At 62.2% G+C, this 15,521-nt stretch carries 14 protein-coding genes and 1 pseudogene; 8 read left to right on the top strand and 7 right to left on the bottom strand.

The genetic code is table 11. From position 1 onward, the window contains the following. Positions 1–12: 12 nt before the first annotated feature. From tpiA to NKI72_RS28330, 5 genes are all read left to right on the top strand, one after another. The gene (tpiA, locus tag NKI72_RS28310; protein WP_352835827.1) at positions 13–780 is read left to right on the top strand and encodes a triose-phosphate isomerase; all 768 of its coding nucleotides are present in this window, start codon (positions 13–15) and stop codon (positions 778–780) included. Positions 781–943: 163 nt separating this feature from the next. Next, complete coding sequence (gene secG, locus NKI72_RS28315) at positions 944–1,396, top strand: preprotein translocase subunit SecG (protein WP_254817294.1); 453 nt, start codon at positions 944–946, stop codon at positions 1,394–1,396. Between the two features lie 199 nt (positions 1,397–1,595). Next, positions 1,596–2,717, top strand: a complete 1,122-nt coding sequence (locus NKI72_RS28320; RefSeq protein WP_352448838.1) for a L,D-transpeptidase — start codon at positions 1,596–1,598, stop codon at positions 2,715–2,717. Between the two features lie 147 nt (positions 2,718–2,864). Beyond that, positions 2,865–4,493 carry a CTP synthase gene (pyrG, locus tag NKI72_RS28325; protein ID WP_352851470.1) on the top strand — a complete coding sequence of 543 codons (1,629 nt, stop codon included), beginning with the start codon at positions 2,865–2,867 and terminating at the stop codon, positions 4,491–4,493. A gap of 11 nt (positions 4,494–4,504) precedes the next feature. Next, complete coding sequence (locus NKI72_RS28330) at positions 4,505–5,044, top strand: DUF1697 domain-containing protein (RefSeq protein WP_352766583.1); 540 nt, start codon at positions 4,505–4,507, stop codon at positions 5,042–5,044. 30 nt (positions 5,045–5,074) lie between these two features. Here the strand turns inward: NKI72_RS28330 and NKI72_RS28335 are convergent, their stop codons facing one another. Beyond that, positions 5,075–6,532 (bottom strand): NCS1 family nucleobase:cation symporter-1, encoded by a 1,458-nt coding sequence (locus NKI72_RS28335; RefSeq protein ID WP_352835824.1) that lies wholly within the window; start codon positions 6,530–6,532, stop codon positions 5,075–5,077. A 192-nt stretch (positions 6,533–6,724) separates the two neighbouring features. Further along, positions 6,725–7,117, bottom strand: a complete 393-nt coding sequence (locus NKI72_RS28340) for an MmcQ/YjbR family DNA-binding protein (protein WP_352766579.1) — start codon at positions 7,115–7,117, stop codon at positions 6,725–6,727. Between NKI72_RS28340 and NKI72_RS28345 the strand changes: the two are divergent. Beyond that, positions 7,113–7,322 (top strand): annotated as a pseudogene (locus NKI72_RS28345) (ABC transporter ATP-binding protein); the annotation flags it as partial. The gene NKI72_RS28340 and the pseudogene NKI72_RS28345 sit on opposite strands and share 5 nt — an antisense overlap. Positions 7,323–7,339: 17 nt before the next feature. Here NKI72_RS28345 and otsB read toward each other — a convergent pair. The 4 genes from otsB to NKI72_RS28365 all read right to left on the bottom strand — a co-directional run bounded on the left by otsB (position 7,340) and on the right by NKI72_RS28365 (position 13,331). Further along, a complete protein-coding gene (gene otsB / locus NKI72_RS28350) occupies positions 7,340–8,101 on the bottom strand; it encodes a trehalose-phosphatase (protein WP_031211298.1) in 762 nt (253 codons plus the stop codon). Continuing rightward, complete coding sequence (locus NKI72_RS28355) at positions 8,098–9,879, bottom strand: alpha,alpha-trehalose-phosphate synthase (UDP-forming) (RefSeq protein WP_023674969.1); 1,782 nt, start codon at positions 9,877–9,879, stop codon at positions 8,098–8,100. The genes otsB and NKI72_RS28355 overlap by 4 nt, the downstream gene beginning before the upstream one ends. A 179-nt stretch (positions 9,880–10,058) precedes the next feature. Continuing rightward, positions 10,059–12,221, bottom strand: a complete 2,163-nt coding sequence (locus tag NKI72_RS28360) for an amylo-alpha-1,6-glucosidase (protein ID WP_352540550.1) — start codon at positions 12,219–12,221, stop codon at positions 10,059–10,061. Between the two features lie 48 nt (positions 12,222–12,269). Beyond that, positions 12,270–13,331: a glycosyltransferase family 4 protein gene (locus NKI72_RS28365; protein ID WP_352766576.1), complete on the bottom strand. Its 1,062-nt coding sequence runs from the start codon at positions 13,329–13,331 to the stop codon at positions 12,270–12,272. Between NKI72_RS28365 and NKI72_RS35520 the strand changes: the two genes are divergently transcribed. Further along, positions 13,317–13,889, top strand: coding sequence for a DUF982 domain-containing protein (locus tag NKI72_RS35520; RefSeq protein ID WP_502893790.1), 573 nt, complete (start codon positions 13,317–13,319; stop codon positions 13,887–13,889). The two genes, NKI72_RS28365 and NKI72_RS35520, sit on opposite strands and share 15 nt — an antisense overlap. 32 nt (positions 13,890–13,921) lie before the next feature. Here NKI72_RS35520 and NKI72_RS28375 read toward each other — a convergent pair whose 3' ends face one another. Continuing rightward, positions 13,922–15,247, bottom strand: coding sequence for a methyltransferase family protein (locus NKI72_RS28375; RefSeq protein WP_352851472.1), 1,326 nt, complete (start codon positions 15,245–15,247; stop codon positions 13,922–13,924). Between the two features lie 19 nt (positions 15,248–15,266). Here NKI72_RS28375 and NKI72_RS28380 point away from each other — a divergent pair. Beyond that, on the top strand, positions 15,267–15,521 hold a 255-nt coding region (locus NKI72_RS28380; protein ID WP_352851473.1), incomplete at its 3' end, for a hypothetical protein.

Below are 15,521 nucleotides of genomic sequence, written 5' to 3' on the forward strand. Positions count from 1 at the left end.
GAAACAAATCCCATGACGCCTGGAATCCGCCCGCTCGTCGCCGGCAACTGGAAAATGAACGGCACCAGCGCCTCGCTCAACGAGCTCAGGATGATCGGCAACGGCTTCATGAGTGGGCTCGACGCCGAGACCGAAGCGGTGGTCTGCGTGCCGGCGACCTTGCTTGCGCACGCCGCCGAGATTCTGTCGCGCACGCCGGTGCGGGCCGGCGGAGAGGATTGCCACACCGAGGAAAGCGGCGCCTACACCGGCTGCATTTCGGCCGAGATGCTGAAGGATGCAGGTGCCAGCCATGTCATCGTCGGCCATTCCGAATGCCGCGCCGATCGCAAGGAGGACGATGCCTTGGTCCAGGCCAAGGCCTCCGCCGCATGGCGCGCCGGGCTGGTGGCCATCATCTGCATTGGTGAGACAAGAGCCGAACGAGAAGCAGGAGCCACGCTCGACGTGCTGTCGCGCCAGGTCGCTGGCTCGGTCCCGCCAAACGCCACGGTTTCCAACACCGTCATTGCCTATGAGCCAATATGGGCGATTGGGACCGGCTTGACCCCGACCGCCGCCGACGTCGCCGAGGCACATGCGCATATCCGCGAAGAACTGGCACGGAAGCTCGGCAATACGGCGGCCAAAATGCGCATTATCTACGGCGGCTCGGTCAAGCCGTCCAACGCCGTCGAGTTGCTCGGCGTCAGGAATGTCGATGGCGCGCTGGTCGGCGGCGCCAGCCTAAAGGCGGCGGACTTCCTCGGCATCGCGGAAGCCTATCGAAACATCGCTTGATACAAGGGCTGGTTGCTGCATTTGAGCGGACGGCCGGCGCCGAAATCGTTGCAAAGGACGCATTGCTTCCCATATTCCGGCCACGGGCTTGGAAATGCCGTTAAAGCATTGTATTGAGCCGCCTCCAAATCAGCGGCCGCACAAGGCCTTGCCAGGGTAAATTATGGAAACCGTACTGATCGTCGTCCACCTCATGGTCGTGCTCGCGCTTGTCGGCGTGGTGCTGCTGCAGCGCTCCGAAGGCGGCGGCCTCGGCATCGGCGGCGGATCTGGCTTCATGACCGCGCGTGGCGCCGCCAATGCGCTGACGCGGGCGACGGCGATCCTGGCTGCCGCTTTCTTCGTCACTTCGCTGACACTGTCGATCGTTGCGCGCTATGGCGAGAAGCCGATCGACATTCTCGATCGCGTGCCGGCGACCTCGGACGGAGCAGGCAAGGGCGTACTCAACCAATTGCCTGGAACCACGACGCCGACGCCGCCGTCGGGCACCACGGCGCCGACCCCGCCGTCCGGCAATGGCGCGGCAACGACGCCGCCGGCAACCGCTCCGGCGACGCCGCCAGCGACAAACGGCGCCACCGCGCCGGCCACACCGCAGGTCCCCAACCAGTAATAGGGCAACTTATGCCGCGATCTGTTGTCGTTTGAACACAGTCGCGGCAAATGCCGCACGATCACGAAGATTCGACTGCGCCTCACGCTTGAGGCGCTTCCGGCTAATCGATTATACGTTGCACGCGGCATTCTCGGCGTCCTTGGGGGGCGCCGGGCGACGCCGTGGGCAACAAGCATTGAACGATCGGATCTTCCCCATGCAGCTTCGCAGCTTCATTTTTGCCGGCCTTTGTGCCGTGCTCAGCCTAGGTGCGCCCGCTTACGCGGCCATGCCGACGGCAAACTCGGCCCACAAAGCCGCAACAACAACCGACGTCGTCAAGGTCGCTGCCAAAAGCGATGCAGCGCAATTGAAGCTTCTCAAGAAGAAGAAAGATCCGACGCCGGACGACCTTGCGCAGATCCGCAAGATCGAAGCCAAGATCGCAGCCGACAAGGAAGCCGCTCGCGCCAAGGCACTCGAAGCCAGGAAGCTGGCGATGCGCGAGGCGGCGAAAGCCAAAGCCGATGCGGAACGGCAGGCGTTCCTTGCCAAGAAGAGCCAGCCGCTCGCAACGGCCAAGGTGGCTGACGCCACGCCGGCCAAGAAGAAGACCGTCAACATCATCGAACCGATTACGCCCATTGCGCCGATCCAGTCGGCCGAGCCGATCCCGGCCGAGGCCATGAACGTTGCGCTGACCGGCAACAATGGCGAGTTGCGCAGCGAACCGGTGGGGCAGAAGCCGCAGAGCGTCGGGCTGTTCGCGGGACTGTTCGGCGGCACATCCTCTTCGTCGATGTCGCTGCTTCCGGAAACACGCGCGCTCGACGCCGCGCTCGAAAGGAAGCAGGCCAAGCGGCAGTTCAAGGTCAAGGCGGAATTCGTGCCGCAGGAGGTCGAATTCACCGGCTACAACCCCGGCACCATCGTCATCGATACCAGCGCCCGTCGTCTCTACCTCGTCGAATCATCGTCAACCGCCCGCCGTTATGCCATCGCGGTCGGCCGGGAAGGCCTGCAGTTCAAGGGTACGGTTGCCGTCGGCGACAAGCAGGAATGGCCGCGCTGGATTCCGACGCTGGATATGCAAAAGCGCGAACCCAAGCACTATGGCCAGTACAAGGACGGCATGCCCGGCGGCGGCGACAATCCGCTCGGTGCGCGCGCCATCTATCTTTACGACGGCAAGAAAGATACCCACCTGCGCATTCACGGCACCATCGCGCCGCAGTCGATCGGAACCAGCGCCTCCAATGGCTGCTTCCGCATGATCAACGAACACGTCATGGACCTTTACCGCCGGGTGAAAGTAGGCACCAAAGTCGTCATCATCTGACGCTTTGACAGATCGTGCCAAAAGGGCCGGCCTCGCCGGCCCTTTTGTTTTGATACGCCAACGACCAGAGCGCCTTCTTGGGAAAAAGCCTTCGCGGCGGTTTTTTCTCTGGCGGAATCAATTCGGCCGCGTTAAGCGATGACTCCCATGGCGCGATATGTATTCATCACAGGCGGCGTGGTTTCCTCACTTGGAAAAGGCATTGCTGCAGCGGCCCTTGGGGCTCTCTTGCAGGCGCGGGGCTATCGCGCACGCATCAAAAAGCTCGATCCCTATCTCAATGTCGATCCCGGCACGATGTCGCCCTATCAGCACGGCGAAGTCTTCGTGACCGATGACGGGGCCGAGACCGATCTCGATCTTGGCCATTATGAGCGCTTCACCGGCCGCTCGGCCAACCAGCAAGACAACATCACCACCGGCCGGATCTATAAGAACATCATCGAGCGCGAGCGGCGCGGCGACTATCTCGGCGCTACCGTGCAGGTCATTCCGCACGTCACCGACGAGATCAAGAATTTCGTCCTCAACGGCAATGACGACTACGATTTCGTGCTGTGCGAGATCGGCGGCACCGTCGGCGACATCGAAGCGATGCCGTTCCTGGAGGCGATCCGCCAGCTCGGCAACGACCTGCCGCGCAACAACGCCGTCTACGTCCACCTGACCTTGATGCCTTACATTCCGACGGCAGGCGAACTGAAGACCAAGCCGACGCAGCATTCGGTCAAGGAGTTGCGCGGCATCGGCATTGCACCCGACATACTGCTGGTCCGCGCCGACCGGCCGATCCCCAAGGAAGAGCGCAGAAAGCTGTCGCTGTTCTGCAATGTCCGCGAAAGCGCCGTCATCCAGGCGCTCGACGTCCCGCATATCTACGACGTGCCGATGGCCTATCACAATGAAGGGCTGGATTCGGAAGTGCTGGCGGCCTTCGGCATCGATCCGGCGCCGAAGCCGCGCATGGAACGGTGGCAAGCGGTGTCCAACCGCATCCACAATCCGGAAGGCGAAGTGACCATTGCCGTCGTCGGCAAATATACCGGCCTCAAGGACGCCTACAAATCGCTGATCGAGGCGCTGTCGCATGGCGGCCTCGCCAACCGGGTCAAGGTCAAGCTCGACTGGATCGAAAGCGAGATATTCGAGAAGGAAGACCCGGCGCCGTGGCTGGAGAAGGTCCATGGCATTCTCGTCCCCGGCGGTTTTGGCGAGCGCGGCTCGGAGGGCAAGATCCTGGCGGCGAAGTTCGCGCGCGAGCGCAAGGTGCCGTATTTCGGCATCTGCTTCGGCATGCAGATGGCCTGCATCGAGGCGGCGCGTTCGCTGGCCGGCGTCGAGCACGCATCATCGACCGAGTTTGGTCCAACCGAGGAGCCGGTTGTCGGCTTGATGACCGAATGGCTGAAGAGCAACATGCTGGAAAAGCGCAGGGAAACCGGCGACCTTGGTGGTACCATGCGGCTCGGTGCCTACCAGGCCGACCTCGCCAAGGGATCGAAGATCGCCGAGATCTATGGCGATACTCAGATTTCCGAACGCCATCGCCACCGCTACGAGGTCAATGTCGACTACAAGGAGCGGCTCGAGGATTGCGGCCTGGTGTTTGCCGGCATGTCGCCGGACGGCGTGCTACCGGAAACGGTCGAATATCCCGACCACCCCTGGTTCATCGGCGTGCAGTACCATCCCGAGTTGAAAAGCCGGCCGCTCGATCCGCACCCGCTGTTTGCCAGCTTCATCGAGGCGGCGGTAGAGCAGTCGCGGCTGGTCTAGACTAGCCGCCCATGCAAACTTACGTCGCGCTGCTCTACAGCATTGTCCTGGGCGAGGGGCGGCGGGTCGTCATGTCCGATCTGAAGGCGATGGCCGAAGGCCTGGGTCTGAATAAGCCGCGCACGCTGGTGGCGACCGGCAATCTGGTCTTCGAGGCGCAAGAAACAGAACTTGCGGCGTTGGAGCAGCGGCTGGAGGCGGCGTTCGCAAAGACTTTCGGCCGCCACGTCGACATCATCGTGCGCTGCGCCGACGGCTGGCTAAGGCTGGCGGCCGGCAATCCGTTCCCAGCCGAATCGGCCGAGGCCGCGGACCAGGTGGCGGTGCGCGTGATGCGGGCGCCCGTTCCCGCCGAGACCGCCGCGGCGCTTGAGGCATATGCCGGCAAGAACGAGAAGCTGCGGATTGTCGGCGGCGACATCTGGATCGTCTTTTCCCGCGAGATGCCGAGTTCGCGGCTGCTTGCGGCGGTCAGTCACAAACGCCTGGGCATCGGCACCTCGCGCAACTGGAATACAGTGCGCCGCCTGGCCGAGATGGTCGCAGAATGAACGGGGCGGCTTGCGCCACCCCGACTCCGTTCAGGCCTTGGCTATCCTGGCTCCGGCACCGAGTGCCATCGTGCGCAGCACGTAATAGATGACGCCGGCAATTGCCACGCCGAAGAACCAGCCATAGACGCCCCACCATGACGGCAGCAGGCTGGTGAAGTTGGGCAGGATCGAGGAGAAGACCGCGCCGATACCGGCGGCAATGAAGGCATTGACATGCCAGCCGCCCTGAAAGCGGAATTCGCCATTCTCCCTGTAGAGCGCCTCGACGTCGACCTCGCCCTTCCGGATCAGGTAATAGTCGACCATCATCACGCCGAAGATCGGCCCCATCGTCGCGCCAATGATGTTGACGAAGGAGGCGGCACTGCCTTCCCAGGGCGCGAATGGATAGAGCACCAGCGCGATCAGCGCCGCGATATAGCCGCCCTTCTTGAAGTCGATCTGGCGTGGAAAGACATTGGAGAAGTCGAAGGCCGGCGACACGAAGTTCGCCACCACATTGATGCCGAGCGTCGCCACCGCAAAGGTCAGGGCTGCGAGCGCCGCCAGGAACCAGCTGTCGAATTTCGCCGAAATCTGGTCGGGATGCAGCAGCACCTCGCCATAGACGTCGAAGGCGGCGATCGTCGTAACGCCGGCGACCAGCGAGAACAGGATAAGATTGACCGGCAGGCCCCAGATGTTGCCCTTGCGCAGCGATGCCTTGTCCGGGGCGTAGCGCGCGAAATCGCAGAAGTTGAGATAGAGCGCGGAGAAATAGGTCACCCAGATCGCGGCCACCGCAAACAGCGAGGTCCAGGAGCCCGGCGTGCCCGGCACGCCCGCGTCCTTTGTCTTTTCCAGCAGCACATCCATCGGGATGTCGCTGGTGAAAGCGAAAGTGCCTGCCTTGATGCAAAGATAGATCGCCAGGATCAGCATCATCACCCACACCGCCGGTCCGGCCCAATCCTGGAAGCGGCGCACCGTTTCCATGCCTCTCTGGATGATCAGGAGCTGCAGCGCCCAGATGACGGCGAAGCAGATCACCTCGAGCCCGGAGTGGCCGAGGAAATGGGTGCTCTGGTTGAAGTCGGCGAACCATTGCGAGCGGATCAGCAGGGCTACGATCGCCCCGGAGGCCGCCGCCGTCTGCGCGCCGTACCAGAAGCAGGCGACGATGGCGCGCACCAGCGCCGGTATGTTGGCGCCCCAGATGCCGAAGGAGGCACGCGCCAGGACAGGGTAGGGCACCCCGGTCTTCACGCCGGCATAGCCGACCATGTTCATTAACGCATAGATGATCAGCGAGCCGATACCGATGGCGATGATGAAGTTGACGAAGCCGCCGCAGAACAGGAACAGGCTGGCAGCGAGATAGTAGCCCCACAGGCTGTGGACGTCCGACGTCCAGACGTTGAAGATCGAGAACGGTCCCCAGTTTCGAACCTTCGCCGGTGCGAGATCCTCATTGTACAGGTCCGGTGATGCGTCTTGTATGGTCATTGCTATGTCCTCCCCTTGTTACCGCACGCGCCTCCACGCATGGCACGCAGGTTAAGCCTGACGCAGGGGAACCGGCAAGCAGACGATTTGCCGGCGTGGGCTTAAAGTCATTCAATGAGAAACGCGCTTATCGGCGTGGCGTCGTTGAGCTTCTAGCGCCGACGATTCGGGGGGTGACACCGATCGCTCGACCTAAGCTCCCGAGTCCACCTTGTACGTGATCAGGACGGCAAGCTTTTTGGGCGCTTGTGCGCGATAACTCTCATCGAGCCATGACTTCAGTTGTCCGATCGGTGGCAGTTCGTCCGGTGCTGGTTCGAATGTCACCCATCCGCTCTTGCCAAGGCCGTACTCCGTCGGCGACGCATAGTGGAGCTTTCTCGCCTCGTCGCCGCTGTAGGGGAGTTTGAGGGAGATGCTGAACGGTTCGCCTTCAAGGCTCAAATAAGCAAAGGTCTTGCCTTTCACCGCGAGATCGTCGTGACCAGGCCACGGACTCTTTGTCTCGGCGCCTGGATAGGTGAGGCCGAAGGCGCGTAGTTCCTTGAGAACGGCATCGGTCGAAGCGCGCGATTTCCTACTCATCAACTCTCCTCCATCGCTGTCGGTGGCTATCCTGGCAGACGAGCCGACGGGGAGCCTCGACAGCAAGAGCTCGGAGCAGGTGTTCACAATCCTGCAGAATCTGGTGCGCGAACGCGGCAAGACGGTCGTGGCAGTCACGCATGACCTCGACATGGCCGCACGCATGGATCGCCGCATTCACATGGTGGACGGGAAGATCAGCTGAACCGGGCCACGGCGCGATCAGGCCACCGCCGACGTCTCGAAACTGGCCTCGAGCCAGGCTATTGCGCCCGTCACGTCGTCGAGGACATAGGTTGCGGCCGTCGGTCCGTTCGGCTTCACGCGGATGGAGATGCCGCCAATTTCATTGATCGCCTCGAAACCGTGTTCGTCCGATGTATCGTCTCCGAGGAATATCGGCCGCCGGCCAACAAAGGGCGGAATGTCCATGAAACGCCGGATGGCAGCACCTTTGACGGCTTCCAAAGGCATGAGCTCGACGCCGGCGTTTCCCGGAAGCACCCGATAACCCTTCGGAAGCCGGGCCAATGCCTGTTCGACGAGCTGGATTGCGGGTGCAAGCAGTTGCGGTGCTGCTCTTGTATGAACGGCAAGGACCGGCCCCTTGCGCTCGACATAGACCTTGCCGCTGCCCAGTTCGGCCTCGATCTCGTCCGCAAGGGCGGCGATGTCGGCCGGCGCGTCGGCGGCATCGATCGGACCGCTCGGCGTCAGCCGATGCTCCAGCCCATACAGTCCGGCAATCCGCAGCTTCAGCGGGTGGAACAGCTTGTCCACGGCGGGAATCGATCGGCCGGTGATGAAGGCGACCGCACCATCCAGCCGCCGCTCGATGCGTTCGAGCAGATTGCGCAATTCCTCGCCGACGAACACCGCGTCGGGATGGGCAGCGTGTTCCAGCAGGGTTCCGTCGATGTCGAGAAAGAGCGCCCATTGCCCTTCCGACAGGTTCAACGCCGGTGGTTGTTCAAAGCTTTTCACGACGCTGCCTTCCGAGCCCGCTCGAACATCGAGATGACGTTGTTGGTGTTCGATGGCGGGCGCTCGCCGGTTCCGGTCACCCTGTCGAGATCGCCGCGTTTGCGCAGGCGCGCGGCGTCCAGCAGCATGCTGCCGGCCCAGCGGTAGACATTGTTGTCGCGGACCATCTCGCGCATCGGCCGCAAACGTTCGCGCTGCTCTTCCGGCGTCATCGTCAGCGCCTGCAACAGCGCCTCGCTCATCATGGCCGCATCGTAGGGGTTGACGATCAGTGCTTCCAGCAATTCGCGCGAGGCACCGGCGAAGGTGCTGAGCAAAAGCACGCCCTGTTCGTCGTCGCGCGCTGCGACGAATTCCTTGGCGACAAGGTTCATGCCGTCATGCAGACTGGTGACCATACAGATGTCGGCGGCACGATAGACCTCGTAGACCTGCTCCTGCCGATGATGTTCGGCGACCATCAGGATAGGGCTGTATGTCTCGCTGCCATAGCGCCGGTTGAGCTCCTCGGCACAGCGGCGGCATTCGTCGTGGAGTTGCTGGTAGGCGGGCAATGTCCCCCGGCTCGGCGCGGCGATCTGCAGGAAAACCACCTTGCCTATCCATTCGGGATATCTCGTGAACAATTCGTCCAAGGCATGGAAGCGATCGAGAATGCCTTTCGTGTAGTCGAGGCGCTCGACGCCAACGCATAGTTTGGTATCCGCAGACAGGCCGAATCTGTCGCGCACGCTGGCGCGGCACTCCTCCACAGACGGCAGTTTTGCCAGCAATTGGGCCGGCCATTCTATGGAAATGGGATAGGCGTGGACCAATGTGGTCTGCCCACCATAGGAGATTGCCGCGTCTGCCCGTTCGATCCGGCTCTCCAGAAAGCGGTCGACACTTTCGGTGAAGTTGTTGGCATGGAATTGGGTATGAAAGCCGATGATCGAACTGCCGAGCAGTCCTTCCAGGATCCGCTCACGCCACGGACAGATGCTGAATACTTCCGAATTAGGCCACGGGATATGCCAGAAGGTGATGACTATCGCGTCCGGCAGGCGCTGGCGGATCATGCGCGGCAGCAGCGCGAAATGATAGTCCTGCACCAGCACGATCGGCCGTTCGTTGCGGGCTTCGGCAACCACCGTATCGGCGAATTTGCGGTTGACGGCCTCGTAGGCGTCCCAGTCCGAGGCGCGAAACACGGGGCGGGTGAAGGCGATATGGCAAAGCGGCCATAGGCCCTCATTAGCGAAGCCCAGATAATAGCCCTGATATTCCTCCTCCGTCAGCCAGACCCTGCGCAGCGTGTAGGACGGATTGCCCGGCGGCACCTGCACCCGGTCGTCCTTGTCGACGGTGAGGCGGTCTGCCGTGCCGCCGCCATAGGCGATCCAGGTGCCGGCACAGGCGCGGGTGATGGGCTCGAGTGCCGAAACCAGCCCGCTGGCCGGCACCAAAAGTTGGACCCCGTCATCCTTGATGTTGTGGATGTAGGGTTCGCGGTTGGACACCACGATGACCTGTGCGTCCGGCAGGTCGTCGGCCAGGATCTTGCGCAAAGTGTCGGGCGACCACGTGACCAGTGCCGCATCGGCCGACTGGCCGTTCTTTTCGAACTCGCGCAGCACCTTGCGTGCCGCTTCCGACGCGACATCCTCGCTCGGCGTGTATGCGGCGGCCGTTGCGCGACCGCGGCGCTGGCGGGATATCGACAGGAGAATGGCAAAAGCGGAAAAGCCAAAACTTGCAATCAGCAAAACCCAGAGCAGGTTTACAGTATAATCTGACATGGAATGTGATCTCGCCTCCGGCCGGCCGATAGCCGTTTTTTTTATTTGTTTTCTGGTTCGCCGCCGTATGACAACGACAGCGTCCCCACCCCGCCCATTTTTGCAACGCACAAAGAGGCTATCGGTTCCGGACGATTGCAACGCGCGCGTCATTTTCGATGCGCCGCAGCGCGGCGGCATCAAGTGCGCACGATGAGCGGCACCATCCCCTCATACCGGTCGGCAAGAAAGGCGACGACCCGGTCGCCGACACGCTGGAATGTGAGGTCGACCACTGTCGAGCCGACACCCAGATGCCGCAATGTCAGCGTGTCGATGCCGATCGGCAGCCTTGGGCGGGTGACCCGGATTTCGCTGTTCCAGCCGTCGATTTCGAGCCCAAGGCAGGCCTGCATCAGCATGAAGGCCGATCCCGCTGACCAGGCTTGCGGCAGGCACGCGACGGGATAGGCGATGGGCGCTTCGCCCGGCGACCGGGTAAAGCCGCAGAACAGTTCCGGCAGCCGCATGTTGAAATGGACAGCCGATTCGAACGTGCCGCTCATCAGCCGGACCACGCTGTCGCGCACGCCATAACGTGCCAGGCCTGCACCGCACATGGCGGTGTCGTGCGGCCAGATCGAACCATTGTGGTAGGACATCGGATTGAAGAATATCGCATCGTCGGCCAGCGTCCTCACGCCCCAACCAGAGTGGAACGACGCGGAGAGCAGCTGATCGGCGACCATCTGCGCCCGTTCCGGCTCGGGCAGCCCGACAAAGAGAAGATGGCCGGCATTCGACGTCCGTACCTTGCAGAGCTCGCCTGCACCGTCGATCGCCAGTGCATAGAAATTGAGATCGTCCATCCAGAAATGGCGTTCCACCGCGGCGCGCATGGTTTCGGCGCGTTCCTCCCAATGATCGGCCTTGTCGTCCTCGCCGCGGCGGCGGGCGAGCGCCGCCAGCCCACGGAACGCGGCAAAGACGTAGCCTTGCACCTCGACCAGGGCGATCGGCCCCTTGGGCATGCGGCCATCGGCATGGAAGACGGAATCGAAACTGTCCTTCCAGCCCTGGTTGGCAAGGCCGGTCTCGGCGCCGCGCTGGTAGGTAACGAAGCCGGTCGCGCGGCTTGTCTCCTCCGTCCATTCGGCCGCTGCACAGAGCGATGGCCACAGGCTGTCGACGAACGCCATGTCGCCGGTACGATCCGCATAGGCGCAAGCGAGATGAATATAGAGCGGCGTGGTATCGACGCCGCCGTAATAGCGGCCGAACGGGAGCTCCCGCAGTGCCGCCATCTCGCCCTTGCGGGTCTCGTGCATGATCTTGCCGGGCTGCGAATCGCTGAACGGCGACGTTTCGGTCGCCTGATGCTGGGCGAGAAAGGCGAGTACGCCGCGCGCCAGCCCAGGATTCAACCACAGCATCTGCAATGCGGAAATCACCCCGTCACGGCCAAATGCCGTCGAGAACCAGGGTATGCCGGCATAGGGGTAAGGTCCGGTTGCAAGCTCGGTGGTCAGCAGCGCCACGTCCGCGCGCGCGCGTTCGATCCAGTCGTTGAAGACGCGGCCAGAACTGTGCACCGTCGCGCCGTGGCGGCGTTTGGCGCGCATGCCGAAGCGAGCGCGGGCGGCTGCAGCCCGAAAACGGTCGCGGTCGGGTGTCTCCGCCACTTCCGGGCCGACCTCGATATAGAGGACCTCGCTGCTGCGCTTCGTCACCGCAACCAGGAAATCCGCGCGGCTGGCGGTCAAATTGTCCGGCGCCTGCGAGAACGAGATCGCCGACAGGCGCACGAGTTGGTCCAGCCCGTCATATCGAAGCACCACGGATGTCGGACTGGTCTCGGCGGCGTGGGCTATTCCGCGCTTGAGCCGGGTCGAACCGCGCACCTCGAACATGTCGCGGAAATCTGCTGCGAAATGCAAGGAAACCCGAATGGCCGACGATTCCTGGCTGTAGTTGGAAAGGGTGATGCGCTCGAACAGCCGGTCCTGCCAAAGCAGCCTGACGCGTTCTATGTGGATCGCGCCCTGCGGAATGTCGCGACCACCGACACTCTGGATCGGCAGATTGGTCAGGTTCGAGGTGAAAAGCACATTGTCCTGGCTGAGCGAGGCGCCGAGCAACGACATTTGCCGGCCACCGACCGTCAGCCGGAATTCCGAAAGCACACGCGTGTCGTCTCGGAAAAAGCCATCGCCGGCGCCGCGGATGTCGCCATAGGCGTCGGCCACCGCGAAGCAGTCGGCTTGCTTGAGGGCGAACAGCCGGTGCGGCTCCCGGGGCGCAACCTCGTCGAGGGAGGCAAGGGCTACGGCGGGATCAAGCTTACGCTCGTCGAGTTGATTCATACGTCACAAGCTCTGTCGTTTCGTTTCCAACGTCCACAATGACGCCGATCAGGACGCTCTCGCTTCACCGGGAGTACCGATCAGGCGCGCATAGGCAGCCACATAGTCGTGGGCCATTCTCGTGGCAGAAAAACGGTTTTCGAACACGGCTCTCACCTGTTGCCTGTCGAGGCGCAGCAATTCCGGTATCGAGGCGACCGCAGCATCGACCGTATCGACAAGGAAACCGGTCACGCCGTGGTCGATGATCTCCGGCAGGGCACCGCATTTCCAGGCGATTACCGGCGTGCCACAGGCCATAGCCTCTATCGCGGCAAGACCGAACGGCTCCGGCCAATCGATCGGAAACAGCAGGCCGGCCGCCTTGCCGAGGAATTCCGCTTTTCTGTCCTCTTCGATCTCGCCGATATAGTCGACACGGTCGCCGTCGATCAGCGGCTCGACCGTGTCGTGGAAAAAAGGGCGGTCGTCGTCGCCGATCTTTGCCGCAAGCTTCAGTTTCAGCCCGGAGCGCAAGGCGATCTCAATGGCACGGTCCGGGCGCTTGTCGCGCGACAGCCGGCCCAGAAAGGCCAGATACGGCTCGTCCACCTCCGTCTCGAAAGTCGGCTCATACGTATTGATCGGTAGCCCGTGATGGATGGTCGCCAGCCAATTTGCCCTGGGTAGCCCGGTTCTCTGGCTACACGAAATCGAGATCATCGGAAAGCGCGGAAAATGTTCGTAGGCCGGGGCCAGGTCGACATAGTCGAGCCTGCCATGCGGTGTCGTCACCGTCCGGTCGGGCATGTGTTCGAAGAAAGGAAAATGCAGGAAGTGGCTGAGATGGAAATGGATGATGTCGAACTGTTGCGCACGGCTCCTCACCTCGGCGAGCATCGAGAGATGCGCCGCGGTTTCGGATTTGTGCGGGCGCGGATCGAGACGGAGCGCGCGCTCGCGACACGCCACCAATTTCGCCGACGTCTTGGTATCGCCGCTGGCGAACAGGGTCACGTCATGGCCAAGCTCGACCAATCCTTCGGTCAGATAGGAGACGATGCGCTCCGTCCCTCCATAGAACCGGGGTGGCACGGATTCATGGAGCGGCGCCACATGGGCTATTCTCATGTTTTGGCATTTCCCTCAAAAAGACTGCTCGTGGCATCGAAATGCATCAGCCGCGCTAACGTTCCCGTACAATGGCAAGATGCCACCCAATTGGGGCAAGATGTCACCCAATTGGAGCTGCCGGGCGCGTCGACCGTTGCTCGTCTCGTCCAGCAAACATTTTTCAGGCCAAGCCATGTTTTGCCGGGAACCAAAGTCGGGTTCGCGAGTTTAGTGGGGTTCGATCGCACGCATCCGGTCGACGGGGAGGAAATGATGGACCGCTTGCAATTCTTTTCGCCCGTGCGGATTTTGCGCGGACAGGGACAGCCCGTGGAGGAGATCGACAGCGTTGCCGAAGCGATGGCATTCTTGCGAAAATGGCCGGCCGGGCGGCGCGGGCCGGTTTACCAGTGCGCCGTGAATTGCTGCGCTGCGGCCATGGCCGGCCGGATGTCGGCCGAGGAAGCGAGAAAGGCTTTTGCCGGCTTCGCCCGGATCACCCGCCTGCTCGAGGGCGATCGGCCGTTGCCGATGAGCGGCGAGGATCGGCATCGCGATCACGCCTTGAGGCGATAGGCCAGCTGCCGCAGATGTCCGAGCAAGGGCATTCAGCCTGAGCGCCTGATCGGCGACCGACTCGCTTTCGCGAACAGTCGTTTGAGCTGAGCAACGGCGCCGTTTTCGCTGATGTAATCGCGATAGGCGACGTAATCGGGGTCGCGTGACAGATGGCATTCCTCGGTGATGGCGCGGAGTGCGTAGATGGCATTGAGCGCGAGCAGGATGGCGGAGTGCCGCAGCGCTTCAGCGGGTCCTGCGGCGGTGAGGAAAGGTAGGGAGACCAGCCACCAGGAGAGGTTTTTCGAAACATAGGCCGGATGCTTGATCCAGCGATACGGTCCGCAGGTGATGATTCCGCGATTGGTGAGATTGGAAAATCTCAGGCCAAAGCTCACGGTGGACCAGACAAAAATCAAGATGCAGAAGAGGATCGCCGACCCCCAGAAAACCTGGAGCGCCGGTGAGGGCATCACCGCCGTCCAGTTGGCGCCCGTTTCGTAGTTCAGGTAGGCACGGGTGGCGGCGTTGATGGGTTCATAACAGGCAAGACAAACCAGCCAGCCGAATACGGTGGGCTCGACGGTGCGGATATGATTGTCGAGGACGCGCAGCGTGAAGACGTAGCCGACGACCGCGACAAGAACATCCACCATGAACAGGAGATCGATTGCAAAAGCGTGCCAGCGCATGATGTCGAATCGATACGGTTGTTCCAGCCCGGCAAGGATCGAACCCAGTGTGGAGCACAGATAGACGAACATCAGCGGCAGGAAGAAGCCTTTGACGATCCAGCCCCGCACGTGCTGGCGTATCTGCTCGGTCCTTTGCGGCACGGCGCCGCTGAGGACGAATGCACCGATTTCGGCATATGAATCTTCCGGATCGGTCTGCCGGCGGTCGACATAGGCAACATAAAACGGCGCGGCGACGAGCAGCGCCGGCAAGGTGTCGTAAAGCGCCGCCCAGTAGGGGGCGTAAAACCCGCGCCGGTATTCCGGCACTATCCAGTAGACTGCGGCAATGGTCGTGAGCGTGACGATGAAGCCGATGAGCTTGCGCACGACGCGCTCGACTTCAAGCGCTCGCATCGGCTTCGCCTGAAATCCCGTCGAACGCCTCCGGAACGTCTGGAAATAGGCCGTGTCGACCGCGATCATCGCTGCCGCGGTAGCTGCAATGACAGTCATGGCCTGCAAATGCACAGGCCAGCTTCTGTTGACGAGCACTCCGACGGCCAGCGCATAACCAAACAGTCCTGCAAGGCCGGTTAGGGGCGCGGTCGCGGATTTCGGTTGGAGCGTCAAGCTGCTACTCCCGTTGTCATGAGGGTTGATCGTCGTCGGCGGGCGCCCCGGGGCACGTAGTGTGCCCACCCGCCGCCGCTGGTGCCACTTGAGCAGCCGCTACACTCCACCGCTGCCGTTGGATCCGCTGCTGCTTGTCCCGTCGTTGCCGCCGCTGGATCCGCTGCTACTGCTCGATCCGCTTGAGCCGCCGCTGCTTGTTCCGTCATTGCCGCCGCTTGAACTGCTGGTGCCACTCGAACCGCTGCTGCCGCTGGAGCCGCTGCTACCGCTCCAACCCCTCCTGCCGCATCAACTGCTGGTGCGACTCGAACCGCTGCGACCGCTCGAACCAGAGTCGTAT

Origin of the sequence: Mesorhizobium sp. M0437 (assembly GCF_040321335.1) — a bacterium.
Taxonomy (GTDB): domain Bacteria; phylum Pseudomonadota; class Alphaproteobacteria; order Rhizobiales; family Rhizobiaceae; genus Mesorhizobium.